26 protein-coding genes are annotated in these 26,388 nt (G+C 65.8%); 13 read left to right on the top strand and 13 right to left on the bottom strand.

From position 1 onward, the window contains the following. Nucleotides 1-177 precede the first annotated feature (177 nt). On the top strand, nt 178-2,307 hold the full coding sequence (locus HL666_RS01530) for a phosphocholine-specific phospholipase C (RefSeq protein ID WP_172131636.1): 2,130 nt from the start codon (nt 178-180) through the stop codon (nt 2,305-2,307). 48 nt (nt 2,308-2,355) lie between these two features. Here HL666_RS01530 and HL666_RS01535 read toward each other — a convergent pair whose 3' ends face one another. After that, nucleotides 2,356-3,867: a helicase HerA domain-containing protein gene (locus tag HL666_RS01535; RefSeq protein ID WP_172131637.1), complete on the bottom strand. Its 1,512-nt coding sequence runs from the start codon at nt 3,865-3,867 to the stop codon at nt 2,356-2,358. A gap of 265 nt (nt 3,868-4,132) precedes the next feature. Between HL666_RS01535 and HL666_RS01540 the strand changes: the two genes are divergently transcribed. Further along, complete coding sequence (locus HL666_RS01540; RefSeq protein WP_246741425.1) at nt 4,133-5,572, top strand: sensor histidine kinase; 1,440 nt, start codon at nt 4,133-4,135, stop codon at nt 5,570-5,572. Further along, the gene (locus HL666_RS01545; protein ID WP_172111122.1) at nt 5,565-5,939 is read left to right on the top strand and encodes a response regulator; all 375 of its coding nucleotides are present in this window, start codon (nt 5,565-5,567) and stop codon (nt 5,937-5,939) included. Before HL666_RS01540 ends, HL666_RS01545 begins: the two co-directional genes overlap by 8 nt. A gap of 43 nt (nt 5,940-5,982) precedes the next feature. On the opposite strand, the gene HL666_RS01550 is transcribed toward HL666_RS01545, so the two are convergent. Together HL666_RS01550 and HL666_RS01555 are read right to left on the bottom strand one after the other, a co-directional pair. Next, entirely contained in the window at nt 5,983-6,825 is an 843-nt protein-coding gene (locus HL666_RS01550) for an AAA family ATPase (RefSeq protein ID WP_008964954.1), read from the bottom strand. A 98-nt stretch (nt 6,826-6,923) separates the two neighbouring features. Then, nucleotides 6,924-7,169 carry a GlsB/YeaQ/YmgE family stress response membrane protein gene (locus tag HL666_RS01555; protein WP_172111121.1) on the bottom strand — a complete coding sequence of 82 codons (246 nt, stop codon included), beginning with the start codon at nt 7,167-7,169 and terminating at the stop codon, nt 6,924-6,926. A 117-nt stretch (nt 7,170-7,286) separates the two neighbouring features. Here HL666_RS01555 and HL666_RS01560 point away from each other — a divergent pair, with 117 nt between their 5' ends. From HL666_RS01560 to sseA, 3 genes are all read left to right on the top strand, one after another. Beyond that, nucleotides 7,287-8,462: a vWA domain-containing protein gene (locus HL666_RS01560; RefSeq protein WP_172179547.1), complete on the top strand. Its 1,176-nt coding sequence runs from the start codon at nt 7,287-7,289 to the stop codon at nt 8,460-8,462. Between the two features lie 166 nt (nt 8,463-8,628). Beyond that, nucleotides 8,629-9,039 carry a rhodanese-like domain-containing protein gene (locus tag HL666_RS01565; protein WP_172179549.1) on the top strand — a complete coding sequence of 137 codons (411 nt, stop codon included), beginning with the start codon at nt 8,629-8,631 and terminating at the stop codon, nt 9,037-9,039. A gap of 108 nt (nt 9,040-9,147) precedes the next feature. Beyond that, nucleotides 9,148-10,005 carry a 3-mercaptopyruvate sulfurtransferase gene (gene sseA / locus HL666_RS01570; protein WP_172179551.1) on the top strand — a complete coding sequence of 286 codons (858 nt, stop codon included), beginning with the start codon at nt 9,148-9,150 and terminating at the stop codon, nt 10,003-10,005. Nucleotides 10,006-10,009: 4 nt separating this feature from the next. Here sseA and HL666_RS01575 read toward each other — a convergent pair whose 3' ends face one another. After that, nucleotides 10,010-11,017 (bottom strand): hypothetical protein, encoded by a 1,008-nt coding sequence (locus HL666_RS01575; protein ID WP_172179553.1) that lies wholly within the window; start codon nt 11,015-11,017, stop codon nt 10,010-10,012. 363 nt (nt 11,018-11,380) lie between these two features. On the opposite strand from HL666_RS01575, the gene HL666_RS01580 reads away from it, so the two are divergent. Next, on the top strand, nt 11,381-12,547 hold the full coding sequence (locus tag HL666_RS01580) for a L,D-transpeptidase (protein WP_172179555.1): 1,167 nt from the start codon (nt 11,381-11,383) through the stop codon (nt 12,545-12,547). A 66-nt stretch (nt 12,548-12,613) separates the two neighbouring features. Here HL666_RS01580 and HL666_RS01585 read toward each other — a convergent pair whose 3' ends face one another. Together HL666_RS01585 and HL666_RS01590 are read right to left on the bottom strand one after the other, a co-directional pair. After that, nucleotides 12,614-13,576 (bottom strand): D-2-hydroxyacid dehydrogenase family protein, encoded by a 963-nt coding sequence (locus HL666_RS01585; protein WP_172179557.1) that lies wholly within the window; start codon nt 13,574-13,576, stop codon nt 12,614-12,616. Between the two features lie 146 nt (nt 13,577-13,722). Next, nucleotides 13,723-13,941, bottom strand: a complete 219-nt coding sequence (locus HL666_RS01590; RefSeq protein ID WP_172131644.1) for a hypothetical protein — start codon at nt 13,939-13,941, stop codon at nt 13,723-13,725. 303 nt (nt 13,942-14,244) lie between these two features. Here HL666_RS01590 and ettA point away from each other — a divergent pair, with 303 nt between their 5' ends. From ettA to HL666_RS01605, 3 genes are all read left to right on the top strand, one after another. Then, the gene (gene ettA, locus HL666_RS01595; RefSeq protein WP_172131645.1) at nt 14,245-15,894 is read left to right on the top strand and encodes an energy-dependent translational throttle protein EttA; all 1,650 of its coding nucleotides are present in this window, start codon (nt 14,245-14,247) and stop codon (nt 15,892-15,894) included. 144 nt (nt 15,895-16,038) lie between these two features. After that, the gene (locus tag HL666_RS01600) at nt 16,039-16,620 is read left to right on the top strand and encodes a TIGR00645 family protein (protein WP_172131646.1); all 582 of its coding nucleotides are present in this window, start codon (nt 16,039-16,041) and stop codon (nt 16,618-16,620) included. Nucleotides 16,621-16,849: 229 nt separating this feature from the next. After that, nucleotides 16,850-18,094, top strand: a complete 1,245-nt coding sequence (locus HL666_RS01605) for a lytic murein transglycosylase (RefSeq protein ID WP_172180167.1) — start codon at nt 16,850-16,852, stop codon at nt 18,092-18,094. A 117-nt stretch (nt 18,095-18,211) separates the two neighbouring features. On the opposite strand, the gene HL666_RS01610 is transcribed toward HL666_RS01605, so the two are convergent. Further along, entirely contained in the window at nt 18,212-18,493 is a 282-nt protein-coding gene (locus HL666_RS01610) for a hypothetical protein (RefSeq protein WP_008964967.1), read from the bottom strand. A 219-nt stretch (nt 18,494-18,712) separates the two neighbouring features. Beyond that, nucleotides 18,713-19,051, bottom strand: coding sequence for a hypothetical protein (locus HL666_RS01615; RefSeq protein ID WP_172111111.1), 339 nt, complete (start codon nt 19,049-19,051; stop codon nt 18,713-18,715). 166 nt (nt 19,052-19,217) lie between these two features. On the opposite strand from HL666_RS01615, the gene HL666_RS01620 reads away from it, so the two are divergent. The 3 genes from HL666_RS01620 to bfr all read left to right on the top strand — a co-directional run bounded on the left by HL666_RS01620 (nt 19,218) and on the right by bfr (nt 20,526). Then, nucleotides 19,218-19,472 (top strand): hypothetical protein, encoded by a 255-nt coding sequence (locus HL666_RS01620; RefSeq protein WP_172111110.1) that lies wholly within the window; start codon nt 19,218-19,220, stop codon nt 19,470-19,472. Between the two features lie 163 nt (nt 19,473-19,635). Next, complete coding sequence (locus HL666_RS01625; RefSeq protein WP_172111109.1) at nt 19,636-19,920, top strand: (2Fe-2S)-binding protein; 285 nt, start codon at nt 19,636-19,638, stop codon at nt 19,918-19,920. A 120-nt stretch (nt 19,921-20,040) separates the two neighbouring features. Continuing rightward, the gene (gene bfr / locus HL666_RS01630; protein ID WP_006615586.1) at nt 20,041-20,526 is read left to right on the top strand and encodes a bacterioferritin; all 486 of its coding nucleotides are present in this window, start codon (nt 20,041-20,043) and stop codon (nt 20,524-20,526) included. Nucleotides 20,527-20,626: 100 nt separating this feature from the next. On the opposite strand, the gene HL666_RS01635 is transcribed toward bfr, so the two are convergent. The 5 genes from HL666_RS01635 to HL666_RS01655 form a co-directional block, all read right to left on the bottom strand. After that, entirely contained in the window at nt 20,627-20,938 is a 312-nt protein-coding gene (locus HL666_RS01635; RefSeq protein WP_172111108.1) for a DUF3240 family protein, read from the bottom strand. Then, the gene (locus tag HL666_RS01640; protein WP_172179559.1) at nt 20,935-24,012 is read right to left on the bottom strand and encodes an efflux RND transporter permease subunit; all 3,078 of its coding nucleotides are present in this window, start codon (nt 24,010-24,012) and stop codon (nt 20,935-20,937) included. Before HL666_RS01640 ends, HL666_RS01635 begins: the two co-directional genes overlap by 4 nt. Beyond that, the gene (locus tag HL666_RS01645; RefSeq protein ID WP_172131650.1) at nt 24,009-25,136 is read right to left on the bottom strand and encodes an efflux RND transporter periplasmic adaptor subunit; all 1,128 of its coding nucleotides are present in this window, start codon (nt 25,134-25,136) and stop codon (nt 24,009-24,011) included. Before HL666_RS01645 ends, HL666_RS01640 begins: the two co-directional genes overlap by 4 nt. A 166-nt stretch (nt 25,137-25,302) precedes the next feature. Beyond that, nucleotides 25,303-25,908: a pyridoxamine 5'-phosphate oxidase family protein gene (locus HL666_RS01650; protein WP_172111105.1), complete on the bottom strand. Its 606-nt coding sequence runs from the start codon at nt 25,906-25,908 to the stop codon at nt 25,303-25,305. 30 nt (nt 25,909-25,938) lie between these two features. Then, entirely contained in the window at nt 25,939-26,355 is a 417-nt protein-coding gene (locus HL666_RS01655) for a DoxX family protein (RefSeq protein ID WP_172179561.1), read from the bottom strand. Nucleotides 26,356-26,388: the final 33 nt, after the last annotated feature.

A 26,388-nucleotide genomic window follows, 5' to 3' on the forward strand; every position in this document is an offset into this window, starting at 1 on the left:
ACCGAAAGGATCATTCAGCTTTTCACCTCCGGCGCAAGGGCAATGGCGCCTCGGCGGAATGCCGTTCTCAAGGCCGCTGTCAAACCCGTGCCACACATCCTTAACCGCCCGGTCACGCGGCTGTTAACGCCGCCACCTAAGCCGCTCGACACCGTCATCACCTGTGGAGTGAACGAGATGTCGAACACGATCGCGCACAACCGGCGCGAGTTCTTGCGCCTGCTCGGAGCCTCGGCTGCAACCGCGGCGCTCAGTCAGAGCATCGAGCGGGCGCATGCCATTCCCGCCTTCCATCGGCATGGCAGCATCAAGGACGTCGAGCACATCGTGGTGCTGATGCAGGAGAACCGCGCTTTCGATCATTACTTCGGCGCGATGCGGGGCGTGCGCGGCTTCAACGACCCGCGCGCCGTGAGGCTGCCGAACGGCAATCCGGTCTGGCAGCAGCCGAACGGCACCGGATCGGTGATGCCGTTCCGCGTCGACAATGCCGGCCAGGTCTATGTCGAGGACGTGGCGCACGGCTGGAACGACGGCCAGAAGGCCTGGAACAACGGCAATTACGACAAGTGGATCGCCAACAAGGGCACCACGACGATGACCTGCATGAACCGGCAGGATCTGCCCTGGCACTACGCGCTCGCCGATGCGTTCACGGTGTGCGACCAGTACTTCTGCTCGGTCATGGGGCCGACCGATCCCAACCGCTATTATCTGTGGACCGGCTGGGACGGCAATGACGGCAAGAATGGCGGCCCGGTCATCACCAATGCCGAGGCCGGCTACGACTGGACCACGTTCCCGGAGCGGCTGGAGAAGGCCGGCATCTCCTGGAAGGTCTATCAGGACATCGGCCTCGGCCTGACGGCGGAAGGCTTCTGGGGCTGGACCCAGAATCCGTGGATCGGCAATTACGGCGACAACTCGCTGTTGTACTTCCACCAGTACCAGAATTCACAGCCGGGCAGCCCGCTGTACGAGAAGGCGCTGCGCGGCAGCAACATTGCCAATGGCGGCACCTTCGACAATCTGTTCGACGGACTGCGCAACGACGTCCGCAACGGCACGCTGCCGCAGGTGTCGTGGATCGCAGCCCCCGAGGCGTTCAGCGAGCATCCGAACTGGCTGCCCGGACCGGGCGCCTGGTACATTTCCAAGGTGCTCGACATCCTGACGTCGAATCCGGAGCTGTGGAGCAAGACTGCGCTGATCATCAACTACGACGAGGGGGGCGGCTTCTTCGACCACGTCGTCGGTCCGTATCCGGCGATGTCGCAGGCCTGGGGACAGTCGACCGTCGACGTCGGCACGGACCTGTTCGCCGGCGATGCCAATCACCTTGCGGGCCCGTATGGTCTCGGCGTGCGCGTGCCGATGCTGGTCGTGTCGCCGTGGTCGCGCGGCGGCTTCGTGTGCTCCGAAGTGTTCGACCACACCTCGGTGATCCGCTTCATCGAGCGCCGCTTCCATCACAGGGCGCCGGATCTGTTCGAGACCAACATCCCTGCGTGGCGGCGCGCGGTGTGCGGCGATCTCACCTCGGCGTTCAACTTCACTTCGCCGAACGAAGGCATGGCGCCGCTGCCCAGCACGGCCGGCTACAAGCCGCCGGTCGCCGACATCACCTCGGGCGCGCGCTTCGACGACTATCATCCGGTGCCGCCGGCCAAGCAGGTGTTGCCGCAGCAGGAGCCCGGCATCCGCCCGGCACGCGCGCTGCCTTACGATCTCCGCGTCGACGGTGACGCCGACGCGGCGCGCAGGAAATTCGGCATCCGCTTCGTCAATCCCGGGCAGGCGGGCGTCTGCTTCCACGTCCGCTCCGGCAACACCGCGACCGGACCGTGGAGCTACACGGTCGAGGCCGGCAAGTCTCTGAACGGCGTGTGGGACCTCGCGGCCAGCGCCGGCCAATATGACCTGTCGGTGTACGGCCCGAACGGCTTTTACCGGCACTTCAAGGGCGGCGTCGTCTCGGCCTCGGCGCTGGTCGACGTCGACACCGTTCACATGTGTGACTGGGAGGAAGGCGACGACGCTCGAAGCCTTGCGGTGGCGTTCACCAACAAGGGCGCGAGCTGCGTGGTGACGCTGACCGACAACTACACGGGACGCGGCGATCGGCATCGCCTGCAGCGCGGCCAGCGCCTGGAGACCAAGGTGCGGCTGCGCCACACCCATGGCTGGTACGACCTGACGGTGACGACCGACAGCGACGCGAATTTCAACTGGCAGCTCGCGGGCCATGTCGAAAATGGCCGCCCCAGCATCAGCGATCCGGCGATGGGCAAGATCGCCGCGAGCTGATCGCTGACAACACCAACGCGATGCGCCCGGAGCGATCCGGGCGCATCGTCAAGACGAAGAGGTGGCGAGCGAGTGATCGGCGTCGTCGGCGTTGGGATCGCCGGGGGCGGTGGCCCACGCGAGCTCGACCAGGGTGACGATGCGGCGGCCGGCACCGTCGAGCTGGCAGACGATCAGGCCCTGGTCCTCGATATAGCTCAGCAGGCGCTGCGCCCGGCGCAGCGAATGCGAGCCGTAGGCGCGGGCGATCGCGGCATCGCTCGGGCAGGGACGGCCGTCCTTGGCGGCGCGGGCGAGCATCATGAACACGCCCTGCATGTCCTCGGGCAGCAGCGAGGCGCGCAGGGTGACGTCCTGCCAGCCGGCATCGTCGGAGGTCGCATCGCCGCCGAGGCCGGCGCGGGCGCGGGTCAGCATGCGGCGGAATTCGTTGAGGTCGGGCACCGCCGTGCCAAGCCCCTCGATGCGGCAGCGGACGACGAACTCCTGGTAGAGCACGCCGACGGCGCGGAAGCCGGCGTCGGGCTCGGCCAGCACGGCGCGCAGCACGCGCTCGACGCGGGCGCGGCGCTCGGCGAGCTCCTCCTCGCTGATCTCGGGCGGCGGCGGCTCGGGACGAAACTCCAGCGCGGCGGACTTCGCCGCCATCAGCTGGTCGAGCAGCTCGGGCTGCGGCTTGCGCTGCGGCCGCGGGTTGGCCTCGGGCGGCGGGGCGGCGAGGATGACGGCGCGGGCGTCCTCGAGCGAGGCCTCCGGCAGCGGCATCAGCCGCGGCGTCGCATTGCGCGGTTTGGTGTCGGTCGGGCCGATGCGCAGGCCCAGTGGCCGGCGCGACAAAGCGGGGCCGAGCGCCATGAACTGGCCGCGCTCGAGGTCGCGGAACGCCTCCGCCTGGCGCCGCTCCATGCCGAGCAGGTCGGCGGCGCGGGCCATGTCGATGTCGAGGAAGGTACGGCCCATGAGAAAGTTCGAGGCCTCGGCCGCGACGTTCTTGGCAAGCTTCGCCAGCCGCTGCGTCGCGATCACCCCCGCCAGCCCGCGCTTGCGGCCGCGGCACATCAGGTTGGTCATGGCGCCGAGCGAGGCCTTGCGCGCCTCGTCGGAGACTTCGCCGGCGACGGCCGGGGCGAACAGCTGGGCTTCGTCGACCACGACCAGCATCGGGTACCAATGGTCGCGCGAGATCTCGAACAGGCCGTTGAGAAAGGCAGCGGCACGGCGCATCTGATTCTCGGCGTCGAGACCTTCGAGATTGAGCACCGTGGAAACGCGGTGGATGCGGGCCCGCTCGCCGGCGACCTGCAGCGCGCGCTCGGTGTGGTCCTCGGCCTCGATGACGAGATGTCCGAATCGCTCCGCGAGCGTGACGAAGTCGCCCTCGGGATCGATGATCGTCTGCTGCACCCAGGGCGCGCTCTGCTCCAGGAGCCGCCGCAACAGATGCGACTTGCCGGAGCCGGAATTGCCCTGCACGAGGAGCCGCGTCGCCAGGAGTTCTTCGAGGTCGAGCGCCGCAGGCGATCCCGCCGCCGTCTGCCCCATCTCGATCGCAACCGTCATGTGCCCCGACTCAAACCCGCGTCCCGCAGAGGGTGGCGCTTAACAAGCCCGGACCGACGCGTCGAGCCTCCGTGCGGGCTTGTCCCAGGTTCAGCATCGGCTGTGGATGATTTCCTGATGGAACTTCGCGGCTGCGTGGGGCGGTCGAAGCCGCTATCGAAAAGAAACGTGCGGCGCTTGGCGCACGCTCAGGTTTCACGATACGATGCCAGAAAAGGGGCCGCAAGTGAACGAGCATTCGGACGCCGTGCGCGTGGACACACAGATGCTCGCGTCCCAAGCCGAGGTCCTGCAGGGCGCCGATGCGATGGCGCGGCTGCGTGCCAGCGAGGAACGTTTCCGCGCCTTCGTGACCGCGAGCTTCGACGTCGTCTATTGCATGAGCCCGGACTGGAGCGAGATGCGCTTTCTCCGGGGCAAGGATTTCATCGCCGATACGATGACTCCGAGCCGGCGCTGGCTCGCGAAGTACATCCCTTCCGAGGACCAGCCGCAGGTGCTGGACGCCGTCGGCAGGGCCATTGCGACGAAGAGCGTGTTCGAGCTGGAGCACCGTGTCATCAGGGTCGACGGTACGCTCGGCTGGGCGCATTCGCGTGCCGTTCCGATGATGAGTGGCGATGGCGCCGTCCTCGAGTGGTTCGGAGCGGCACGCGACGTCACCGAGCAGAAGCTGGCCGAGCACGAGCTGCGCAAGAGCGAGGAGAGGCTGCGGAGTGCGGTCGAGGTCGGAAGGCTCGGCCTGTGGGACTGGAACGTCGCAACCGGCGAGGTCTACTGGTCGGACGAGCACTTCCGCCTGGAAGGCTATGGTGTCGGAGAGGTGAACCCGAGCTACGAGGCCTGGACCGCGCGTCTTCATCCGGAGGATCGTGCCGCGACTGAGGCAGCGCTGCGCCGGGCGATGGAGGCCGGCGAGGAATATGTCCGCGAGTTTCGCGTCGTGCATCCGGACGGTTCAGTCCGCTATTTGTATGGACGCGGGCGCTTCTTTTACGACGCCGCCGGACAGCCGATCCGCATGACCGGCGCGATGCTCGATGTCACCGAGCGGCGGGAGTGGGAGGAGCGGCAGAAGGTGCTGGTGGCCGAGCTGCAGCATCGCACGCGCAACCTGTTGGGCGTGGTCCGCTCGATGGCCGACAAGACGGCGCGCGCCAGCACCGATCTATCCGATTTCCGCGCCCGCTACCGGGATCGGCTCGATACGCTGTCGCGCGTGCAGGGGCTCTTGTCGCGCCTGAAGGAGCAGGACCGGGTCACCTTCGACGATCTGATCCGCAGCGAGCTGTCCGCGGTTGCCGGCGTCTCCGAGCGCGTGGAGCTGGCTGGTCCCACGGGGGTGCGGCTGCGGTCGTCGACGGTGCAGACGCTCGCCATGGCGCTGCATGAGCTCGCCACCAACGCGCTCAAATACGGTGCTCTGGGGCAACCCTCCGGTCGCCTTGCGGTGACCTGGTCGCTCGAGCGTCATGGGGCGGAAGACAAGCCCTGGCTGCATATCGATTGGCGGGAGAGCGGCGTCGACATGCCGCCGTCCGGTGTGGAACCTGCCGGCACGGGGCAGGGGAGGGAGCTGATCGAGCAGGCTCTTCCGTATCAGCTGAGCGCCAAGACGTCGTACAATCTCGCGCCTGATGGCGTCTGCTGCACGATTTCGATTCCCGTCTCACTCACCACGCTGGAGCTCGATGAGCATGCCTGAACGCTCGCTGCGCGACCGCCATATCCTCGTCGTCGAGGACGAATACATGCTGGCCGACGAGTTGCGTTGCGCTCTCGGCGACGCCGGCGGCACGGTGCTCGGTCCGGTCGGAACCGTTCCCGACGCGCTCGCTTTGATCAGGCGCGAGGGACGGATCGAAGGCGCCGTCCTCGACGTCAATCTGCGCGGTGAGATGGCGTTTCCCGTGGCGGATCTGCTGGTCGAACGCGGCGTGCCCTTCGTGTTCACGACGGGCTATGACGAATCCATCATCCCGGAGCGCTTCTCGCACATCCTGCGTTGCGAGAAGCCGATTGCCGTCGATGGCATCGTCGGCGTGCTCGGGCGCATGGTCGTCGGGCGTTGAGGGCGGCCGCGGCATGTGGCTCATCCCGCCAAGCCGCGAGGTCTCACACCTCGCGGCGGCTGAGGAAGGCGAGCCGCTCGAACAGATGCACGTCCTGCTCGTTCTTGAGCAGCGCGCCGTGCAGCGGCGGGATCAGCTTGCGCGGATCGCGCTCACGGAGCTGCTCGGGGCCGATGTCCTCGTTCAGCAGCAGCTTGAGCCAGTCGAGCAGCTCGGATGTCGAGGGCTTCTTCTTCAGGCCGGGCACGTCGCGCACCTCGAAGAAGATCCGCAAGGCTTCCTCGACCAGCCGCTTCTTGATGTTCGGGAAGTGCACGTCGACGATGCGGCCCATCGTGTCGGCATCGGGGAACTTGATGTAGTGAAAGAAGCAGCGGCGCAGGAACGCGTCCGGCAGCTCCTTCTCGTTGTTCGAGGTGATGATGACGATCGGACGCAGCTTGGCCTTGATGGTCTCGTTGGTCTCGTAGACGTGGAATTCCATCCGGTCGAGCTCGAGCAGCAGGTCGTTCGGAAACTCGATGTCGGCCTTGTCGATCTCGTCGATCAGCAGCACTGGACGCTGCTCGGCGGTGAAGGCCTCCCACAGCTTGCCGCGCTTGATGTAGTTCTTGATGTCGGAGACTCTGGAATCGCCGAGCTGGCTATCGCGCAGGCGGGAGACGGCGTCGTATTCGTAGAGGCCCTGCTGCGCCTTGGTGGTGGACTTGATGTGCCAGGTCAGCAGCGGCGCGTTGACGGCTTTCGCGACCTCCTCGGCCAGCACGGTCTTGCCGGTCCCGGGCTCGCCCTTCACCAGGAGCGGGCGTTCGAGCACGATCGCCGCGTTGACGGCCACCTTCAGATCATCGGTGGCGACGTAGTCCTGGGTGCCGGTAAATTTCATCGCGCCTCGCTTGTCGATCGAACTTGTGTTGAGTGGCTACGCAGCGGCGACCGCCGCTGCGGCTTTGAGATGATGGCTGCCATTGGAAGGGGAAATAATCAAGCGCGCCGGATCACGGCCAGGATCACGAGCACGATGACGGCACCGATCGTGGCGTCCAGGATCGCGCCCAGCGTGCCACTGGCCAGCGCGATGTGCAGCGCCGGCAGGACGTAGCTTGCGACCAGCGCGCCGATGATGCCGACAACAATGTTGCCGATCAGGCCAAAACCGGCGCCGCGAACGATCAGGCCGGCCAGCCAGCCAGCAATGGCGCCAATGATGATGGCGACGATAAGACTCATAGGAAGCCCCCATTCAGAACTCTGTTCCATGGATTGTAGAGCAAAAAGGCGGCCGGTCCAGTACGCCCGGTTCCGACAGGCCTTGACGGGCGGAGAGGGGCGGGCAATCTAATGGGCATGTTCCTGCAATTCTTCACAGCACTGCGCGACGCGCAGGTCCCGGTCTCCTTGCGTGAATATCTCACGCTGATGGAGGCGATCGATGCCGATCTCGCCGAGCATTCGGTCGAGAACTTCTACTATCTGTCGCGCACGGCGCTGGTGAAGGACGAGCGCAATCTCGACAAGTTCGATCGCGTGTTCGGCACCGTGTTCAAGGGATTGGAAAATCTCCTGGATGCGATGGAGAAGGCCGAGATCCCCGAGGAATGGCTGCGGAAGCTCGCCGAGAAGTATCTGACCGAGGAAGAGAAGAAAGAGATCGAGGCCATGGGCTGGGACAAGCTCATGGAGACCTTGAAGAAGCGGCTGGAAGAGCAGAAGGGCCGGCACCAGGGCGGCAGCAAGTGGATCGGCACCGCCGGCACCTCGCCGTTCGGCGCCTATGGCTACAACCCCGAAGGCGTCCGCATCGGCCAGGAGAAGAACCGCAACAATCGCGCCGTGAAGGTGTGGGACCGTCGCGAGTTCAAGGATCTCGACGGCAATGTCGAACTCGGCATCCGCAACATCAAGGTCGCGCTGCGCCGCCTGCGCAAGTTCGCCCGCACCGGCGCGCCAGACGAGCTCGATCTGGACACCACGATCCGCGAGACCGCCAATCACGGCTATCTCGACGTGCACATGCGGCCCGAGCGGCGCAATGCGGTGAAGGTGCTGGTGTTCTTCGACATCGGCGGCTCGATGGACTCGCACGTCGCCCAGGTCGAGGAATTGTTCTCGGCCGCCAAGAGCGAATTCAAGCACATGGAATATTTCTACTTCCACAACTGCCTCTATGAAGGCGTGTGGAAGCAGAACAAGCGGCGCTTCACCGATCGCACGCCGACCTGGGACGTGCTTCACAAATATCCGCACGACTACAAGGTCGTGTTCGTCGGGGACGCGTCGATGTCGCCTTACGAGATCATGGTGCCCGGCGGCTCGGTCGAGCATGTCAACGAGGAGCCGGGCTCGGTCTGGCTCGACCGCGTGATCCGCACCTATCCGCATACGGTGTGGCTCAACCCGGTCGCGCAGAAGCACTGGGACTATTCCGAATCCACCACCATCATCCGCCGCCTCTTCTCCGAGCGCATGTATCCGATCACGATCGAGGGGCTGGAGTCGGCGATGAAGGAACTGGTGCGCTAGAACGGTCCGTCATTCCGGGGCGGTCGCGACAGCGACCGAACCCGGAATCCAGAGGTTGTCGTATCAGTTCTGGATTCCGGGTTCGGTCCTGCGGACCGCCCCGGAATGACGGCGAATGTGACGGCGTGCCAGATGCCAAGAGGACGCGCCAGAAGGAAACGAGAGAATGCCCCAGACCATCACCCGCGGCATCAAGGCGCTGCTCGACGAAGCCAATGCCGAGATCGAGACGCTCTCGGCGGCTGACGCGATCGAGGCGGCCAAGCGCGAGGATGTCGTGATCGTCGACATCCGCGATCCACGCGAGATCGAGCGCGAGGGCAGGATCCCCGGCGCATTCTCCTGCACCCGCGGCATGCTGGAGTTCTGGATCGATCCGCAGAGCCCCTACGCCAAGCCGATCTTTCAGGCGGACAAGAGGTTCATCTTCCACTGCGCTGGCGGCCTGCGCTCGGCGCTCGCCGCCAAGACCGCGCAGGACATGGGCCTGACACCGGTCGCCCATATCGGCGGCGGCTTCGCCGCCTGGCGCGAGGCCGGCGGACCGGTCGAAGCGTGGGCGCCGAAGAAGGATTGAAACCTGATCGTCACACGCAGGCTTGACCCGCGTGTCCATCGCTTGAAGAAGATGGATCGCCGGACCAAAGCCGGCGATGAGGCATTGAAGCGATCCTGGAGCCAGGCCATGACCACCCCAAACGACCCTCTCGTCTCGACGGACTGGCTCGCGGCGCATCTCGGCGACCCCAAGATCAAGGTGGTCGACGCGACCTTCAAGATGCCCGGCGTGCTGCCGCTGCCGAAGGATGACTACCTGAAGGCGCACATTCCCGGCGCCGTGTTCTTCGACGTCGACGAGGTCTCGGATCATTCCAACCCGCTGCCGCACATGTACCCGAGCGCCGAGCAGTTCGGCCAAGATGCCGCCCGGCTCGGCATCAGCAATGGCGATACGGTGGTGGTCTATGATTCAGGCGGCTGGGTCGCCGCGCCCCGCGCCTGGTGGATGTTCCTGTCGTTCGGCCACAAAGACATTCGCGTGCTCGATGGCGGCCTGAAGAAGTGGGCCGCCGAGGGGCGGCCGGTCGACGGCGGCCAGGTGACGCCGGCGCTCGGCAGCTACGACGCGAGCTTCGACGCCGCGCGCGTGCGCAGGATCGAGCAGATGGTAGCCAATCTCGCCGGCAATGCCGAGCAGGTGATCGACGCGCGGCAGGCGCCGCGATTCGCGGGCGAGGTGGCGGAGCCCAGGCCAGGCCTGCGGTCCGGTCACATCCCCGGCAGCCGCAACCTGCCTTATGCGGAGCTGTTCGACGCTGCGACCGGCGTGATGAAGCCGCTCGAGGAACTGCGCAAGGCGTTCGGCGCTGTCGGTGTCGATCTGGCAAAGCCGATCGTCACCTCCTGCGGCTCCGGCGTGTCGGCAGCCGTGCTGACGCTGGCGCTCTATCGCCTCGGCATCCGCGACACCGCGCTGTACGACGGCTCCTGGTCGGAATGGGGTGTCGAAAACGGCCCGCCGGTGGCGACGGGCCCCGCTTGAGCGGTTAGCGCGTGCGCGGCCCGGCCGCCTGCGGGCCAACGGCCTGGGGTTGACCGAACGGCTGCTGTCCGAACGGATCGGGGAAAGCCTGCTGCTGCTGTTGAGCGGCAGCAGCCTGTCGCGCCGAGCGGACCCGCTGCGCGATGCGGCGCTGCTTGGCCCGGCGCGCGGCGAACTGCTTCTCGCGGGCCAGACGCTTCTTGAGAATGCTCCGGCGCAACTGCACGCTCGCGATCTTCACCGAGGCACGGTGCTCGCCGGCGGCGGGCCGCTCCTGATGGGCCGGCTGTTCGGCGAGCGCAGCAAGCTTGGCCGCGATCGGATCGAGCACGGCGGCCGCCGGCGCGGACGGGATCGGAGCCGGGGTCGCCATCGCCGGATCGGCGCTGGCGAGAACCTGGGCGGCGGCTGCGACGGGAACGATCGCGGCGTCGCTCGAGACGGTCGCTGTTGATGCGGCGGCAGGTTGGGGAGTGTTGTCCATCCTGGGCCTGTCGGAGGCCTTGTCGATGGCAACGACGACCGAAGCAGTCAGCTCCGAAGCGGTGCGCTCCGGCTTACCGCTGTCGGTCCGCTCGTTCGGTTCAGCTGTCACACTCTTGATCGCAGCGGAGACCGAGGCGGTGTCGACCGTCTCCGCAGGGAGCGATGGCGTCGGCAATGCGGGCGGTTCGGCCGCGACCGCCGCCTCGATCTTCTCCGTGACCGGAGCTGCAGCCGCCGGCGGGCTCGGCGGCTCGGCCGCTGCCGCCGAAGGAACGTCGGTTGCGCTAAACGGCGGCGCGACCGGTTGCGCCGGACTCGGCTCGACCCGCAGCACGGCCAGAACCGGCGTTGGCTCGGCCGGCGGCAGGAAGGCCGTGAAGCCGGAGGCCTGAGTCGAGCGCCAGGACGAGTTGCTGGCGAACTGCTCATGGGCGGCGCGCAACAGGGCTGCAGCGCCCATGCCGAAGATGGTGAGAGAGATCGAACAGAGGATCGCGGCGACGAGGAAACGAAAGCCGGGAAGCATTGACGGGAACTCTCGTCACGGCAGCGGGACTGCCGAGACCTTCGAGCCAGTAGGGAACGCGGTGATCACAGGGAATGGCAGGGTTCACGACGGGGCCGGCTTCTGCCGTGCATCGCGAATCAGGCTGAGGTCAGAATACCGAAAGCGTTCCCGCTCGCTCGTCAAATCGCGGCGGAGATGCGGCTCGCGGCGGCTCTGCTGCACTTTTTCGGCGGCGTGAGACTTCCGTGCAACGACGGGGACATGATCACAAATTGCCGAAGTCGGACCGCTCCGGCCGGAATTGTCTTGAATGCGCCGCTATCTTCGGCCATTTGGCACAGCAAAGGTCCCAATCGGCGGCTTGGGGATATTGCAAGGGCAATGATGATCAGACACATCCTGACGGTTTGCGCGGTCGCGGCAGCGGGCGTGACGGCAACCTCGTTTGCCGAGGCACAGCAGGTCTATCAGACCGCGCCGGGCGAGTATTCACCGCAGCCCACGCCCTATCCGGCCGATGTGCGCGGACAGGCCCCTGATTTCGACGCGCTCGACGACGAGGATGCGCCGGGCAACTCGGCGGCTCTTCCGCCTCCTGGGCGGGTGATATCGCCCGATGATCCCCGTTACGGCCGTCCCGCCGGCGCCCCGGTCTATGGCGCGGCGCCGACCGGCCCCGTGATGTCACCGGATGATCCGCGATATGGCCGCCCGGCAAGTCCGCCGCCGGTGATTTACGCCGATCGGCCGGCCTCCGGTCAGCAGGCTTACGGCACTTATGGCAATGGTGCGCCCGGTGGCGACGCCGGTGCGCCGCGTCCGCCGGGCGTGGTGAGTGGCGCTACCAGCGTGCCGGGCACCGCGCAGGCGCCGGCCGGCGACCGCCCGATGACGGTCGCAGCGCTGCCGCCGGAAGAGCAGCCTGACGCCGCGCCGGCTCCGCTGCCGGCCAACCTGCGCCGCCAGGAGGTCGACTTCGTCACCAAGGAGCCGCCTGGAACAATCGTCGTCGATACGCCCAACACCTATCTCTATCTCGTGCTCGGGAACGGCCGGGCGATGCGCTACGGCGTCCGCGTCGGCCGCGAAGGCTTCACCTGGACCGGCGTGCAGAAGATCACCAAGAAGACCGAGTGGCCGGACTGGTATCCGCCGAGCGAGATGATCGAGCGCCAGCCCTATCTGCCGCGCTTCATGGCCGGTGGGCCGGGCAACCCGCTCGGTGCCCGCGCGATGTATCTCGGCTCGACCGTCTATCGTATCCACGGCACCAACCAGCCGTCGACGATCGGCAAGTTCGTCTCGTCGGGCTGCATCGGCATGCTGAACGACGACGTCGCCGACCTGTTCGAGCGCGTCAAGGTGGGCACCCGCGTCGTGGTCATGCCGGGCGGAGCGCCTCCCGGCTCGAGCAAGAACATGGCGGCGGCGGGCCCAGCCGTGCCGGCGCAGCAGCAGGTCCAGATTCCGGTCCAGGCCCAGGCGGCGGCCCCGGGTAGCCAGCCGACGACGGTGCAGCCGTTGCCGCCACCGGTCACGATCCGCTGAATCGGGCTTTGATCGATTGAAACACCCTCCTCGCGGAGGGTGTTTTGCTGTGGGCTGTTGCGTGGGTCAGGCCAGCCGTCGCGGAGGTTCCGCGCCGCCGAGCCAGGCTGCGATGCAATCGACCATCTGGCTGTAATGGGCGCGAAAGCTCTCCTCGGTGACGTAGCCGAGATGCGGCGTCAGCACGACGTTGTCGAGCCCGCGCAGCGGGTGGACGACCGGCAGCGGCTCGACCGTGAACACGTCGAGGCCGGCGCCGGCGATGCGCTTCCCGCGCAGGGCCTGCAGCAGCGCCACCTCATCCACGATGGGGGCCCGCGAGGTGTTGACGAGATAGGCCGAAGGCTTCATCCGCGCGATGTCGGCGGCGCCGACCAGCCCGCGCGAACGGTCGCTGAGCACGACATGGATGGTGATGATGTCCGCGGTCGCAAACAGCTCCTCCTTGGTCGCGTAGCCGACGCCGGCCTCCTTGCAGCGCTCCGGCGTCAGGTTGGGGCTCCAGGCGATCACGTCCATGCCGAACGCCTTGGCGAGCCCCGCAACCTTGCTGCCGAGCTTGCCGAGCCCGATCACGCCGAGCCTCCTGCCCTCGATCTCGATGCCGCCCAGCGCCTGCCAGGGCTGGCCTGCATGCATGCGGGCGTTCTCCTGGCCGATCCGGCGGGTCAGCTCCAGGATCAGGCCCATCGTGAGAGGTGCTGTCGGATCCCGACCATATTGCGTGCCGCAGACCACGATACCCCGGGCCTTCGCAGCCTCGGTATCGATCGCAGCGTTGCGCATGCCCGAGGTGATCAGGAGCTTCAGCTTCGGCAGCCGCTCGATCAGGGTGCGCGGCAACGGTGTCCGCTCACGCATCGCGCAGACGATGTCGACGTCGGCCAGTGCGGCGGCGGCCGCATCCTCGCCGGCGAACGGATGGGTGAAGGCGGTGACGTCCACCTTGTCGGCCAGACGCGGCCAATCGGCCAGTGACAGCGCCGTATCGTAATAGTCATCGAGGATTGCACAGCGCAGCCGCGTCATCGGCAAAGGTCCATTCGTCGGGAGAGGGCGTCATTCGAGGAACGCCGTCGGGAATGGAGCCATGCTTGCGCGCAAAGTGCCGGCGGCGCAAGGCGCCGTCTCGGTCACCAGCGCCAGGCGCCAGGGACGCGGGTGCAGGCGAGCGGTCAGTCGAGATCGGCCTTCAGACGGAATGCGGCGTCATTGCCGTATTTGGCGCGCCAGGCCGGTCCCGGGCCGCGCATGTAATGCAGTTCCGGCCGGTAGGGATGGAAGGCTCGCGCAACGAATTCGCGCCAGAAGCCTCGGATGTCCTCGACGAGGCCGGATCGGTTCGGGCGTTCTGCCGCTGCAGCGGACAGGGAGACTGACGAAAGGGTTGCCATGACGGGCTCTCGCTGTTGTCGGCTGGGCTTGTCGCCGCTTGGGCGCGCGGTTCTTGCGTGCCGAGACCGAGTGTCCCGCTGAATTAATTAAAAGACGGTTGCAATTGTCGTGACCGGCCGCACACATCGTGTCGGATCCGTAATCGTCCGTGAGGCGGCAGGCCCACGCCGACCACCATGCGTCGGGCTTCTCCCGGCATTTGTTCCGGCCGGGACCGGCTCGCCGGTTGCCCTTTGGGGACCGCGCGGTTACATCAGCGGCAACCATTTTCCGAAAATTCAGGCAGGTTCGAGGGACACGCGATGGCGCGCCAGTTCGTCTATTTCATGCAGGGTCTGTCCAAGACCTATCCGACCCGCAAGGTGCTCGATAACATCCATCTGTCGTTCTACCCGGATGCCAAGATCGGTGTGCTCGGCGTCAACGGCTCGGGCAAATCGACCCTGCTCAAGATCATGGCGGGGATCGACAAGGACTATACCGGCGAGGCCTGGGTCGCAGAGGGCGCCCGCGTCGGCTATCTCGAGCAGGAGCCGCAGCTCGATCCGAAGCTCACCGTGCGCGAGAACGTCATGCTCGGCGTCGCCAAGCAAAAGGCGATCCTCGATCGCTACAACGAACTGGCGATGAACTACTCCGAGGAGACCGCCGACGAGATGACCAAGCTGCAGGACGAGATCGAGGCGCAGGGCCTCTGGGATCTCGACAGCAAGGTCGACCAGGCGATGGATGCGCTGCGCTGCCCGCCCGACGATGCCGACGTCACCAAGCTGTCCGGCGGCGAGCGCCGCCGCGTCGCCTTGTGCAAGCTGCTGCTCGACCAGCCCGAACTGCTGCTGCTGGACGAGCCGACCAACCATCTCGACGCCGAATCGGTGTCCTGGCTCGAAGGTCATCTGCGCAATTATCCCGGCGCGATCCTGATCGTCACCCACGACCGCTACTTCCTCGACAACGTCACCAGCTGGATCCTGGAGCTCGATCGCGGCCGCGGCATTCCCTACGAGGGCAACTACTCGTCCTGGCTGCAGCAGAAGCAGAAGCGGCTGGAGCAGGAGGGCCGCGAGGACGCCGCGCATCAGCGCACGCTCGCCCGCGAGCAGGAGTGGATCGCGGCCTCGCCGAAGGCCCGCCAGGCCAAGTCCAAGGCGCGCTACCAGCGCTATGAGGAGCTGCTGAAGAAGGCCAGCGAGAAGCAGACCCAGACCGCGCAGATCATCATTCCCGTGGCCGAGCGGCTCGGCCAGAACGTCGTCGACTTCGAGGGGCTGTCCAAGAGCTTCGGCGACCGCCTCCTGATCGACAATCTCACCTTCAAGCTGCCGCCGGGCGGCATCGTCGGCGTGATCGGCCCGAACGGCGCCGGCAAGACCACGCTGTTCCGCATGATCACCGGGCAGGAGAAGCCGGACGCCGGAACCATCACCGTCGGCGAGACCGTGCATCTCGGCTATGTCGACCAGTCGCGCGATGCGCTCGACGGCAACAAGACGGTGTGGGAGGAGATCTCCGGCGGCAACGAGCTGATCCTGCTCGGCAAGAAGGAGGTGAACTCGCGCGGCTACTGCTCGGCGTTCAACTTCAAGGGCGCGGATCAGCAGAAGAAGGTCGGCGCGCTCTCGGGCGGTGAGCGGAACCGCGTGCATCTCGCCAAGATGCTGAAGTCGGGTGCCAACGTGCTGCTCCTCGACGAGCCCACCAACGATCTCGACGTCGACACGCTGCGCGCGCTCGAGGAGGCGCTGGAAGATTTCGCCGGCTGCGCCGTCATCATCAGCCACGATCGCTGGTTCCTCGATCGTATCGCGACCCACATGCTGGCCTTCGAGGGCGACAGCCACGTCGAATGGTTCGAGGGCAATTTCCAGGACTACGAGAAGGACAAGATGCGCCGGCTCGGTCAGGACAGCGTGATCCCGCACCGGGTCAAGTACAAGAAGCTGACGCGCTGACAGGCGGCATCACTCGGCGCGGCGCGGTCTCGCTTGCGGGACAATGCGCCGCGCCCGGCCTGCGGCCAGTTGTCGCTTCCCTGTGCGACATGATTGCGTAGATGGTAGGTTCCGCAATCGAATCTGGTCACGAGAAATCCCGACATGTCCTCTCCCGACGCCACCCTGTCCTCCAAGGGCGGAGCGCTGCGCCCCATTCCGATGCTGATTTTCGGCTCGCGCTGGCTGCAGTTGCCGCTCTACGTCGGATTGATCATCGCGCAGGGTGTCTATGTGGTGCTGTTCCTCAAGGAGCTCTGGCACCTTTTCGCGCACGCCTTCGACTTCTCCGAGCAGCAGATCATGCTCGCCGTGCTTGGCCTGATCGACGTCGTCATGATCTCGAACCTGCTCGTGATGGTGATCGTCGGCGGTTATGAGACCTTCGTGTCGCGGCTCAATCTGCAGGGCCATCCCGACGAGCCGGAATGGCTCAGCCACGTCAATGCCAGCGTGCTGAAGATCAAGCTGGCGATGGCCATCATCGGCATCTCCTCGATTCATCTGCTGCGGACCTTCATCGAGGCGGGCGCACTGTCGTCGGGCAAATCGACCTACACCGAGACCGGTGTGATGTGGCAGACCATCATCCACACGGTCTTCATCCTCTCGGCGATCGGCATCGCCATGGTCGACAAATTGTCGAATGCCGCGATCGAGGATGCGAAAAAGGCGGCGGGGCATTGAGGTGCGGGGGCATGGCCTGGCGTTCACAGGCGTTGCCGGCTGTGCTATCCTTCGCTCGTGCTGGAGCATCTGCGCCATATCCCCGACGCTGTTGATCATGTGCATGTCGATGTTCGCGAACTGAGGCCGCGGCTCGGGAACCTCGAAAGCCCGTGCGCCAGCATGTCCAATCGGCCGGATGGGATGGATCTCGGGATCGAGCATGTCGAGCGGCGACTTGGCTTTGAGGATGCCTAGAGTGGCGCGTGCGGCTCGCTGTCGTCTTTTCGTCTGTCTTCTGGCTCTGCTGTACCATCCCGGCCCATCGGTTGCCGCCGACGCCGCCTTCACGCAATTCATCGCTTCGCTGTGGCCCGAAGCCAAGGAGCAGGGAGTCTCCCGCGCGACGTTCGATGCCGAGACGCGCGGTCTCGAGCCCGACACCAAGCTCCCCGATCTGCTGCTGCCCGGCCGTCCCGCCACGGGGGCGCCGGCCCAGGCCGAGTTCGTGCAGGTGCCTGCCGACTACATCAAGGAAGCCTCGATCGCGCGGCTCGCGGCCCATGGCCAGACGCTGATCCGGCAATATCGTCCGGCGCTGGCCGAGATCGAGCGCCGCTTTGGCGTTCCCGGCCCGATCGTGCTCGCGATCTGGGGCCGCGAGACCGATTTCGGTCGCTACGCGCTGCCCTATGATGCCCTGCGCGTGCTGGCCACGCAGGCCTATGTCGGCAGGCGCAAGGAACAGTATCGCACCGAGTTCATCATGGCGCTGAAGATGCTCAGCGACGGCGTGGTCTCGCGCCGCGATCTCAGGGCATCATGGGGCGGCGCGGTCGGCCTGACGCAGTTCCTCCCCTCGGAATACTACAAGCACGGTGTCGATCTCGATGGCGACGGCAAGGTCGATCTCTGGCACTCGGTGCCGGACGCGCTGGGCTCGGCCGCGCAGCAGCTTGCCAACAAGGGTTGGCAGGGTGGCGTGCGCTGGGCCTACGAGGTCAAGCCACCGGCCAATGTCGATTGCGCGATGGGCGTGCCGGAGGTGAAGAAGCCGATCGGCGAATGGCTCCGCGCCGGCTTCGTGCCGGTGCGAGGCCAGCGGCTCAGCGCCGCCGAGCAGCAGCAGCCCGCCTCGCTACTGCAGCCCGAGGGCATCTATGGTCCGGCGTTCCTGACCACGGTGAACTACTTCGTCATCAAGGAATACAATTTCTCCGATCTCTACGTGCTGTTCGTCGGTCACCTGGCGGACCGCATGACGAGCCCGGCTGCGTTCGCGACACCGTGGGCGGCATCGAAGCAGCTTCGGAGCAAAGACGTCGAGGCGATGCAGAAGGGCCTGACGCGGCTTGGCCTCTACGGTGACAAGCTGGATGGCAAGGCCGGCATGCAGACCCGTGCTGCGCTCGGCGCATTCCAGAAGAGGGCGGGCCTGAAGGTGGACTGCTGGCCCAGCGAGGCTGTGCTCCAGGCGATCAACGCCGCGCGTTGACGCGCGGTGGTCGAGACGGCAACGACGACTCTGGAAACGGACGCCACGGGAAACGGCGGCGGCAAACAAAAAGCCCGGCCTTGAGGCCGGGCTTGATGCATTCTGACGGGAGTCAGATCAGTAGCAGACGCGTACCGGGCGGGACACCCAGCCATAGCCGTCCCAATAGCGCTCACGGCGCCACACGCACGGCGGCGGGCCCGGCGGGGGGGCTTCGACATAGACCGGTCCGCCATAGGCCGGACGGCTGGAGGCAATCGCGCCGCCGATCAGCGCGCCGCCGATCAGGCCGGCAGCCACGCCGGCGCCAACGTCGCCAGCCTTCGCAGCCGGTGCGGTGACGCTCAGCGAACCTGCGATTGTCGCAACCGCGAGAACAGCGGTCAGGATCTTCTTCATGTTCCGAGATCTCCTGGAGGAAGCGCCCAAGCTGGCGCCGGGTGGTGAATTCTACGCACGATCAAGGGCCGTTAGTGTCGCGAGAAAACACGACAATCCGTCAACCCTTCGTAAACTCTGTCTGGCCTCATGCGACCGAAAAACGGTTTTTTGTGGCCATAAGCGGCCGCCGTATTCGAAATTCCGGTGCAGGCTCAGAGAATTAATGAAGGTGAACGATCACTCGCACACCCGCACGCGGCGAATCCGCCAGCCGTAGCCGTCCCAGAAGCGCTGGCGCTGCCAGTAGCAGGCGTAACCCGGATCGGAGACGTAGGCCGGGCCACCATAATAGGAGTAGCCGGGTCCGTAGGAGTAACCGGGCGAATAGGAGTAGCCCGGCCCGTAATAATAGGGATTGCTGCCCGCGGCGATGGCACCACCAATGAGGGCGCCACCGAGCAGACCGGCAGCGACACCGGCGGCGACACGACCGTTGCGCGCTTCGGCAGGAGCGGGAGCCAGCGCTGCGGTCGACAGCGTTGCGACGGCGGCCAGGGCCGCAAGAGTCTTCTTCATGACCTTAACCTCTCTCACTCCAGGTCGGCGGATCGCGCATCAGGCGATACGGCAGGTTCACATATCCCGCTTGAATGATCAATGAACGGGCGCGTCCCATTGGACGACCTATGTCGAGGATATGTTCAATGCTGCATTGCACAAAATTCGTTGGACTGGAGCAGGCATGCCCAGCGCCCTGATCATCGCGGTCGCGATCTGCCTGGCCGCGGGCGCCTGCTACGTGCTGCTGGTCGTGGTGGATTGGAAGGGTCGGGGGAGGGGCGCCGATACGACAGGGGCGGACGCGGGTGGTTCATGGCCCTGGGAATCAGGCGCCCCTTCCAGCTGGTTCAACAATACCGCAACCGACGCCATGGGAAATCCGATCGATGGCGGCGGTAGCGACGGGGGTGGAGGCGACGGCGGCGGAGGCGATTGAGGTGTCTCGGCGCAGCGAGTTTGATCTGCGACAAGGTCGCATTCTTAGATCCGGTCTAGGTCTACTATCAGATTGGAATAGCTTCAAAAGCGCCGTTTTCCCTTTGCGCGGGTAGGTGCGGATGACTATCGATAGCTGACCGAAGACGATTGGCCGGTTTCTCATGATTGTTTGTTCCTGCAACGTCATCAGCGATCACGACATCCGCAAGGTGGTGACCTCCGCGGACGAATTGCCGCGCAGCCCGAAGCAGGTCTATGGCTGCCTCGGCTGCAGCGCGGAATGCGGTCGCTGTGCGCGCACCATCAAGACCATCATCGACGAGGCGTTGGGGCCCTGCGCGCGCAATTGCCAGGCCGGCTGCCAGCACGCCCATGCTCACGGTCATTCTTCCGTCCAGGTGGCAGAGGACGACCTCCAAAGCCGCTTTGCGCTGGCTGCCTGCTGAAGCGCTTCTGCCTTCAATCTCGCCTGTTTCGCCCCAAAAATGCACATGAACGGGGGTCGTCTCCGCACTTCGAACCTGTTATTGAGCGCCTGCGGCCTCTAACTTTTTCGGAGCTTATCCATGCAGGGCGACCCCAAGGTCATCGAATATCTCAACAAGGGATTGCGCAGCGAACTGACTGCCATCAACCAGTATTGGCTGCACTATCGCCTGCTGAACAACTGGGGCCTTCTGGAGATGGCCAAGGTCTGGCGCAAGGAATCCATCGAGGAGATGGAGCACGCCGACAAGTTCACCGATCGCATTCTGTTCCTCGACGGCTTCCCGAACATGCAGGTGCTCGATCCCTTGCGCATCGGCCAGAACGTCAAGGAGATCATCGAATGCGATCTCGCCGCCGAGATCGGCGCGCGGACGCTCTACCAGGAAGCCGCAACCTATTGCCACGGCGTCAAGGACTACGTGTCGCGCGACCTGTTCGAGCAACTGATGAAGGACGAGGAGCACCACATCGATTTCCTCGAGACCCAGCTCGATCTGATCGGCCGCATCGGTCTGGAACTCTACACGCAGAAGCACGTCGGCGGCCTCGAGAGCGAGCATTGACGCTCGCCGCCTTGCGGTATTTCCTTCCAGCAGGTCGGTTCAAGGCTGGTCTCGCAGGCCTTGAATCGACCCTGCAAGCCGATTCGAGAGTTACCCGGGCTCAGTCGATGATCCCGAAGGCCGTCACGGGCATGACCCAATAGACGAGCTTGGTTCCTCCGAAAGCGCTCCTGAGCCGCTCCAGCAGCCGCTCGCAGTCCGCTTCCTGCAGCACGATGCGCACGACGATCTCATCAGCATGACCCTTGACCCGCTCTGCGGCGCTGCGCAGCCGCACGCGCGCGCCGTGTCCGGCCGCGTCCGAAGCCGTGAAGCCCGTGACGAGGTCCGTCTGCTCGGTGATGTAGTCGAACAGCTCCTCGCGCAGCTCACACGGCGCGATCAGCGTCAGGCACGCCGCTTGGCCCGTCATGTCGCTTCCTTCGTTGCCGCGCCGTAGCGGCGGTACAGGATCGGCAGCAAGATCAGGGTCAGCAGCGTCGATGACAGCAGGCCGCCGATCACGACGATCGCGAGGGGGCGCTGAACCTCAGAACCTGGACCGGACGCAAACAGCAGGGGAATCAGTCCCAGTGCAGTGATGCTGGCCGTCATTAGCACCGGACGCAGCCTGCGCCGCGCGCCCTCGACGACGATGCGCTGCTCGGACAGTCCGTGACTTCGGAGCTGATTGAAATGCGACACCAACACGACACCGTTCAAGACGGCAATCCCGAGCAGGGCGATGAAGCCGACAGAAGCGGGGACAGAGAGGTATTCTCCTGTCGACACCAGCGCGAACACCCCGCCGATCAAGGCGAAGGGAATGTTGACCAGCACCAGCAGCGCCTGGCGAACGGAGCCGAAGGTCGTGAACAGGAGCACGAAGATCAGGCCGATCGCCACCGGCACCACGATCGAAAGCCGCGCGGCGGCGCGCTGCTGGTTCTCGAACTGTCCGCCCCAGGTCATCCGGTACCCGGCCGGGAGCTGCAGCTCGGCTGCGACCTTCTGCTGGGCGGCCTGAACGAAGCCGACCATGTCGCGGCCGCGGACGTTGCTGCGTACCACGCTCATGCGATTGCCGTCCTCGCGGTCGATCTTCACCGGACCGTCGACGCGCTGGATGCGCGCGACCTGCGACAAGGCCACGTGCTGTCCGGCCGCCAGCGTCAGCGGCAGCATCGCGAGCAGGGTCGGGGCCTCACGCGTCGTCTCGCTGCCGCGGACCAGGATCGGTGTCCGTCGTCCGGTCTCCAGCGCGGTGCCGATCGTACGTCCCTCGATCTGGGTCCGAAGCGACGTGGCGATGGAATCGACGGTGAGACCAAGGCGGCCTGCTTCCAGCCGGTTGACCGTGACCGTGTAGTACTGCGCGCCCTCGTTCAAGGTCGTGTAAACGTCCTCGGCGCCGTCGACGCTCGACAGGAGCGCTGAAAGCTTGGCCGCGATGTCGTTGAGCCGTGCGATATCGGGCCCGAAGATCTTGACGGCGACGTCGCCCCGGACGCCGCTGATCATCTCCTGGACGCGCATGTCGATGGGCTGGGTGAAGCTCAGCGAGATGCCGGGAAAGGCGGTCAGCACGTCGCGAAGTTGCTGCAGCAGGGCTTCGCGACTGGGGTTTTGCCGCTGGTCCGCCGGCTTGAGCACCAGGAACGTGTCGGTCTGGTTGGGACCCATGGGGTCGAGGCCGAGCTCGTCCGAGCCGGTGCGCGCGATGATGCCGGCGATGTCGGGCACCTTCATCAAGGCCGCCTGCAGCCGCGCATTGATGGCAACGGATTCATCGAGATTGACCGACGGCAGCGTTTCCACGCTCACGATGATGTCGCCCTCGTCCATCGTCGGCATGAAGGTCTTGCCGAGCTGGGTGTAGCCGTAGCCGGCGGCGACGAGGCTGAGCATGGCGGCGAGGATGACCTTGCGCTCGTTGCCCAGCGCCCAGTCGAGCGCGGGTGCGTAGACGCGCTGCGCGGCCCGGATCAGCAGCGGATCTTCGTGGGAGGCCGATTTGAGCACGAACGACGTCGCGACGGGTATCACGGTGAGCGCCAGCAGCAGCGACGCCGCCAGCGCGAAGATGATGGCCAGTGCGACGGGAATGAAGAGCTTGCCTTCGAGCCCCTGCAGCGTCAGCAGCGGCACGAATACGATGATGATGATCAGGACCCCAGAGGCCACCGGCTGCAGCACCTCGCATACCGAGCGATAGATGATGTGGATCAGTGGCGTCGTCCTGTCGGGATCGTGCTTGCCTAGATTACCGACGATGTTCTCGACCACGACCACCAGCGCATCGATCAGCATTCCGATCGCGATCGCGAGTCCGCCGAGGCTCATCAGGTTGGCGGACATGCCGACCGCGCGCATCACCAGCAGCGCGATCATGATCGCCAGCGGCAGGCTGAGCGCGATCACCAGCGAGGCGCGCCAATTGCCGAGGAAGAGCAACAGCAGCACCACGACCAGCACCGTCGCCTCGCCGAGCGCCCGCACCACCGTGCCGACGGCGCGGTTGACCAGCCGGCTGCGGTCGTAGAACACGTTGATCGTGACGCTGGCGGGCAATGACGGCTTCAGCTCGTCGAGCCTTGTACGGACGTCGCGCACCAGCTGGCCGGCATTGGCGCCGCGCAGCCCGAGCACCAGTCCTTCGACGGTCTCGCCCTTGCCGTCGGCGGTGACGGCGCCGTAGCGGGTCAGGGCCCCGATCTTCACCCGTGCGACATCGCTGACGCGGATCGGGATGCCGTCGCGAGTGTCGACGACGATCGCCCTGATGTCGTCGATCCCGCGGATGCTGCCTTCGATCCGAACCAGGGCGCTGTCCTCGCCCTGGTTCACGCGGCCGGCGCCATCGTTGCGGCTGTTGGCCTCGATCGCCTTGCGGAACAGATCGAAGGAGATGCCGCGGGCCGCCAGCGCATCGTTGCGCGGAACGATCTCGAACGCGCGGACGTGGCCGCCCAGCGCATTGACATCGGCGACGTCAGGCACGGTGCGCAGCGCCGGCCGGATCACCCAATCCAGCAAGCTGCGGCGCTCGGCGAGCGACAGCTCGGGGCTGTCGATCGTGAACATGAACATCTCGCCAAGCGGGCTCGTGATCGGCGCCAGGCCGCCGCTCACGCCTTCGGGCAAGTCGCGCGAGATATTCGACAGCCGCTCCGACACCTGGTTACGCGCCCAGTAGATGTCGGTGCCGTCCTCGAAATCGACGGTGATGTCGGCCAGGGCGTATTTGGTGGTGGAGCGCAGGATCTTCTTGTTCGGCAGCCCGAGCAGCTCGAGCTCGATCGGCACGGTGATGCGCTGCTCGACCTCCTCGGGCGTGAGACCCGGCGCCTTCATGATGACCTTGACCTGCACCGGCGAGACATCCGGGAAGGCGTCGATCGGCAGGCTCGGCAGGAAGACGGCCGCAGCACCGATCAACAGCATCACACTGAGAACGACGAACAGCCGCTGCGACAACGCGAATGCGACGAGTCGCTGCAGCATCATTGCCCAAGCCGCGAGAGAATGCCGCGCAACGCCGAGATGCCGCCGACCGCCACCTCGTCCTGCTCAGTGACGGGGCCGGACACGACGACGTGGTCCTGATCTTCGGCGAGCAGCGTGACCGGAACCTGGCGGAACCCGCCGGCGATCGCGACGAAGATCGAAGCCTGATCGCCGCGGCGGACCAGACCGCTATAGGGAATCTCCCAGGCGCTCTCGCCGGCGGAGATGAAGCCGATGCGTGCTGCGGCGGTCTGCCCGGAATGCAGCTCGCCATTGTTGGGAATCTCGGCGCGCACGAGGATCGTCTGGGTGGCTGCGTCGGTCGTTTCCGATACCAGGATGACGCGACCTGGTGTCGCGTAGCCGTCGATGTCGACACGTGCGCCGGCCTTGATGGCGCCGATGTTGGTGGCAGGAATGGCGATCTCGGCCCAGAGCGGCGACAGCCGTGCGAGCTTCACCAGCGGGGCGGCCTGCTCCATGCGCTGGCCTGGCGACACCACGATCTCGACCACCGATGCCGCTTGCGGCGCGTTGACCGTCAGCGTCGCGCTGATCGCGGCCTCATTGGTCAGGCGCGTGATGGCCTCGTCGGAGAGGCCGCTGAGATGAAGCATCTGCCGCCGCTCTGCGACCACGATGCTGGCCTGGCGCGCCTCCGTCTGGCTGGACTCCAGGACGCGCTGCGGGATCGCCTTGCCTTCGAACAGGTCGGCGTTGCGCTTCAGCTGCTGGACGGCGAGAACCTCCTGCGCGAGGGCATGCAGATAGTCACGCTGCAGCGACACGTAGCTCGGGCTCTCCAGTGTCAGCAGCGGCTGTCCGGCAGTGACGCGGTCGCCCCGCGCCACCGCCAGATTGGTGACCATGCCGGAGACTGGAGCGCTCACGACCCATAATTGCGGCGTCGGGATCACGATCTGGGCCGGATAGGGCAGGGTCCTGTCGGTCCGGCTCGAGATGGGGTGGGTGACGCGGATGCCGAGGTTCTGCGCCTGGGCCGGCGTGAGCTTCACATCCTCGGCGGACGCCGCGCACGGCAGCGCGCCGGAGCCGAGCAGCAGAAGCGTGCCGGTCCAGAGAGCAGCGAAGCTGTGACGTGCACTGCGAGCGGGCTCTGGCATGACCGAGATCGGTTCCAGCTTCGGAGAATGACGCATTCATACCTAGTTTCTGCCGCGTCGGTGGCCGTTGACCTGCATCAAACCCCGCGCTCACGACTTCCAGCGCGCATCCTACCCGGCTCCAGCTGACGCCTCGCTGACGCATTCAGGCGAAACAGTGGCTTTTTCAGAGCTGCTCGCGCCACCGGGCGTCAGTCACGTCCTGCGGTTCGGGTGCACCGAGGCTGGTCTGATCGTGGATGATCTCGCTGATGCTCGGCATCGCCGAGCGTGGCACCTGCGCCTCCTGCGACCATAGTTTGGAGCGCATGATCGCCTTGCCGCAATGGAAGTAGATCTCCCGGACGGTAATCACGAGCACGGAGCGCGGCGGCTTGCCGAACTCCTCGAGCCTCGCGAGCAGGTCGGGATCGGTCGACAGCGCTGCCGTGCCGCCGACGCGCAGCGTCTCGTTGATTCCGGGCACGAAGAAGATCAGTTGCACCTGGCCCGGGCCGTCCGCCACGTTGCGGAGGCTGTCGAGCCGGTTGTTGCCGGGGCGATCCGGCATCAGCAGGCGCTGATCGCCATCGATCTGGATGAATCCCGGCTGCCCGCCGCGTGGCGAGGCATCGACGCTGCCGTCGCTGCCCGAGGTCGCCATCACACAGAACGGCGACAGCATGATGAACTTGCGGCTGTGAGCATCGAGCCCCGGGCGCACCTTGGCGATCACCCGCTCGTTCGGTTTCGGATAGATCGCCGCAAGATCGGCATTGGCTGGGTCGCTCACGGCTCTTCTCCTGTTCGCATCATCTCGCCGTCACACATCGCGGCGCCAGGGCCAGTCGATCACCGCCGCGCCGTAGAGCGCCCACCAGACCAGCACCGGCTGAAATGCCAGGCGCGGACCATGATACAGCCAGCTGCTGCCGAGATAGGGCAGGTCGATGCCCTCGATCGCATGCTTGACGTTTGCCGGCCACACGCACACGGCATAGGCCGCAAGCCCGATCCCCGCCCAGCGCCGCAGCGGCCTCGTCACCAGTGCCGTCGCGCCGGCGAGCTCGCAAAGTCCGGTGAGCAGGATGACCTGCGGGGCAAACGGAACGACCGACGGCGTGATCCGCAGGAACGGCTCGGGGGTCACGAGATGCGCGACCCCCGCTGCGGTGTAGAACGCCGCCATCAACCAGCGCATGACCGCGCGGGTCCCGTCGTCACGCAACGGCTCCGTCATGGCCACATCCCCGCAACCGACCTCGCAGCGCCC

The organism is Bradyrhizobium aeschynomenes (assembly GCF_013178945.1).
GTDB lineage: Bacteria > Pseudomonadota > Alphaproteobacteria > Rhizobiales > Xanthobacteraceae > Bradyrhizobium > Bradyrhizobium aeschynomenes.

Excerpts from the sequence above, each read along its gene's own strand:
- HL666_RS01530 (WP_172131636.1), top strand. The coding sequence starts at position 178 with ATGTCGAACACGATCGCGCACAACCGGCGCGAGTTCTTGCGCCTGCTC.
- HL666_RS01535 (WP_172131637.1), bottom strand. The coding sequence starts at position 3,867 with ATGACGGTTGCGATCGAGATGGGGCAGACGGCGGCGGGATCGCCTGCG.
- HL666_RS01540 (WP_246741425.1), top strand. The coding sequence starts at position 4,133 with ATGCTCGCGTCCCAAGCCGAGGTCCTGCAGGGCGCCGATGCGATGGCG.
- HL666_RS01545 (WP_172111122.1), top strand. The coding sequence starts at position 5,565 with ATGCCTGAACGCTCGCTGCGCGACCGCCATATCCTCGTCGTCGAGGAC.
- HL666_RS01550 (WP_008964954.1), bottom strand. The coding sequence starts at position 6,825 with ATGAAATTTACCGGCACCCAGGACTACGTCGCCACCGATGATCTGAAG.
- HL666_RS01555 (WP_172111121.1), bottom strand. The coding sequence starts at position 7,169 with ATGAGTCTTATCGTCGCCATCATCATTGGCGCCATTGCTGGCTGGCTG.
- HL666_RS01560 (WP_172179547.1), top strand. The coding sequence starts at position 7,287 with ATGTTCCTGCAATTCTTCACAGCACTGCGCGACGCGCAGGTCCCGGTC.
- HL666_RS01565 (WP_172179549.1), top strand. The coding sequence starts at position 8,629 with ATGCCCCAGACCATCACCCGCGGCATCAAGGCGCTGCTCGACGAAGCC.
- sseA (WP_172179551.1), top strand. The coding sequence starts at position 9,148 with ATGACCACCCCAAACGACCCTCTCGTCTCGACGGACTGGCTCGCGGCG.
- HL666_RS01575 (WP_172179553.1), bottom strand. The coding sequence starts at position 11,017 with ATGCTTCCCGGCTTTCGTTTCCTCGTCGCCGCGATCCTCTGTTCGATC.
- HL666_RS01580 (WP_172179555.1), top strand. The coding sequence starts at position 11,381 with ATGATGATCAGACACATCCTGACGGTTTGCGCGGTCGCGGCAGCGGGC.
- HL666_RS01585 (WP_172179557.1), bottom strand. The coding sequence starts at position 13,576 with ATGACGCGGCTGCGCTGTGCAATCCTCGATGACTATTACGATACGGCG.
- HL666_RS01590 (WP_172131644.1), bottom strand. The coding sequence starts at position 13,941 with ATGGCAACCCTTTCGTCAGTCTCCCTGTCCGCTGCAGCGGCAGAACGC.
- ettA (WP_172131645.1), top strand. The coding sequence starts at position 14,245 with ATGGCGCGCCAGTTCGTCTATTTCATGCAGGGTCTGTCCAAGACCTAT.
- HL666_RS01600 (WP_172131646.1), top strand. The coding sequence starts at position 16,039 with ATGTCCTCTCCCGACGCCACCCTGTCCTCCAAGGGCGGAGCGCTGCGC.
- HL666_RS01605 (WP_172180167.1), top strand. The coding sequence starts at position 16,850 with ATGCCTAGAGTGGCGCGTGCGGCTCGCTGTCGTCTTTTCGTCTGTCTT.
- HL666_RS01610 (WP_008964967.1), bottom strand. The coding sequence starts at position 18,493 with ATGAAGAAGATCCTGACCGCTGTTCTCGCGGTTGCGACAATCGCAGGT.
- HL666_RS01615 (WP_172111111.1), bottom strand. The coding sequence starts at position 19,051 with ATGAAGAAGACTCTTGCGGCCCTGGCCGCCGTCGCAACGCTGTCGACC.
- HL666_RS01620 (WP_172111110.1), top strand. The coding sequence starts at position 19,218 with ATGCCCAGCGCCCTGATCATCGCGGTCGCGATCTGCCTGGCCGCGGGC.
- HL666_RS01625 (WP_172111109.1), top strand. The coding sequence starts at position 19,636 with ATGATTGTTTGTTCCTGCAACGTCATCAGCGATCACGACATCCGCAAG.
- bfr (WP_006615586.1), top strand. The coding sequence starts at position 20,041 with ATGCAGGGCGACCCCAAGGTCATCGAATATCTCAACAAGGGATTGCGC.
- HL666_RS01635 (WP_172111108.1), bottom strand. The coding sequence starts at position 20,938 with ATGACGGGCCAAGCGGCGTGCCTGACGCTGATCGCGCCGTGTGAGCTG.
- HL666_RS01640 (WP_172179559.1), bottom strand. The coding sequence starts at position 24,012 with ATGATGCTGCAGCGACTCGTCGCATTCGCGTTGTCGCAGCGGCTGTTC.
- HL666_RS01645 (WP_172131650.1), bottom strand. The coding sequence starts at position 25,136 with ATGCCAGAGCCCGCTCGCAGTGCACGTCACAGCTTCGCTGCTCTCTGG.
- HL666_RS01655 (WP_172179561.1), bottom strand. The coding sequence starts at position 26,355 with ATGACGGAGCCGTTGCGTGACGACGGGACCCGCGCGGTCATGCGCTGG.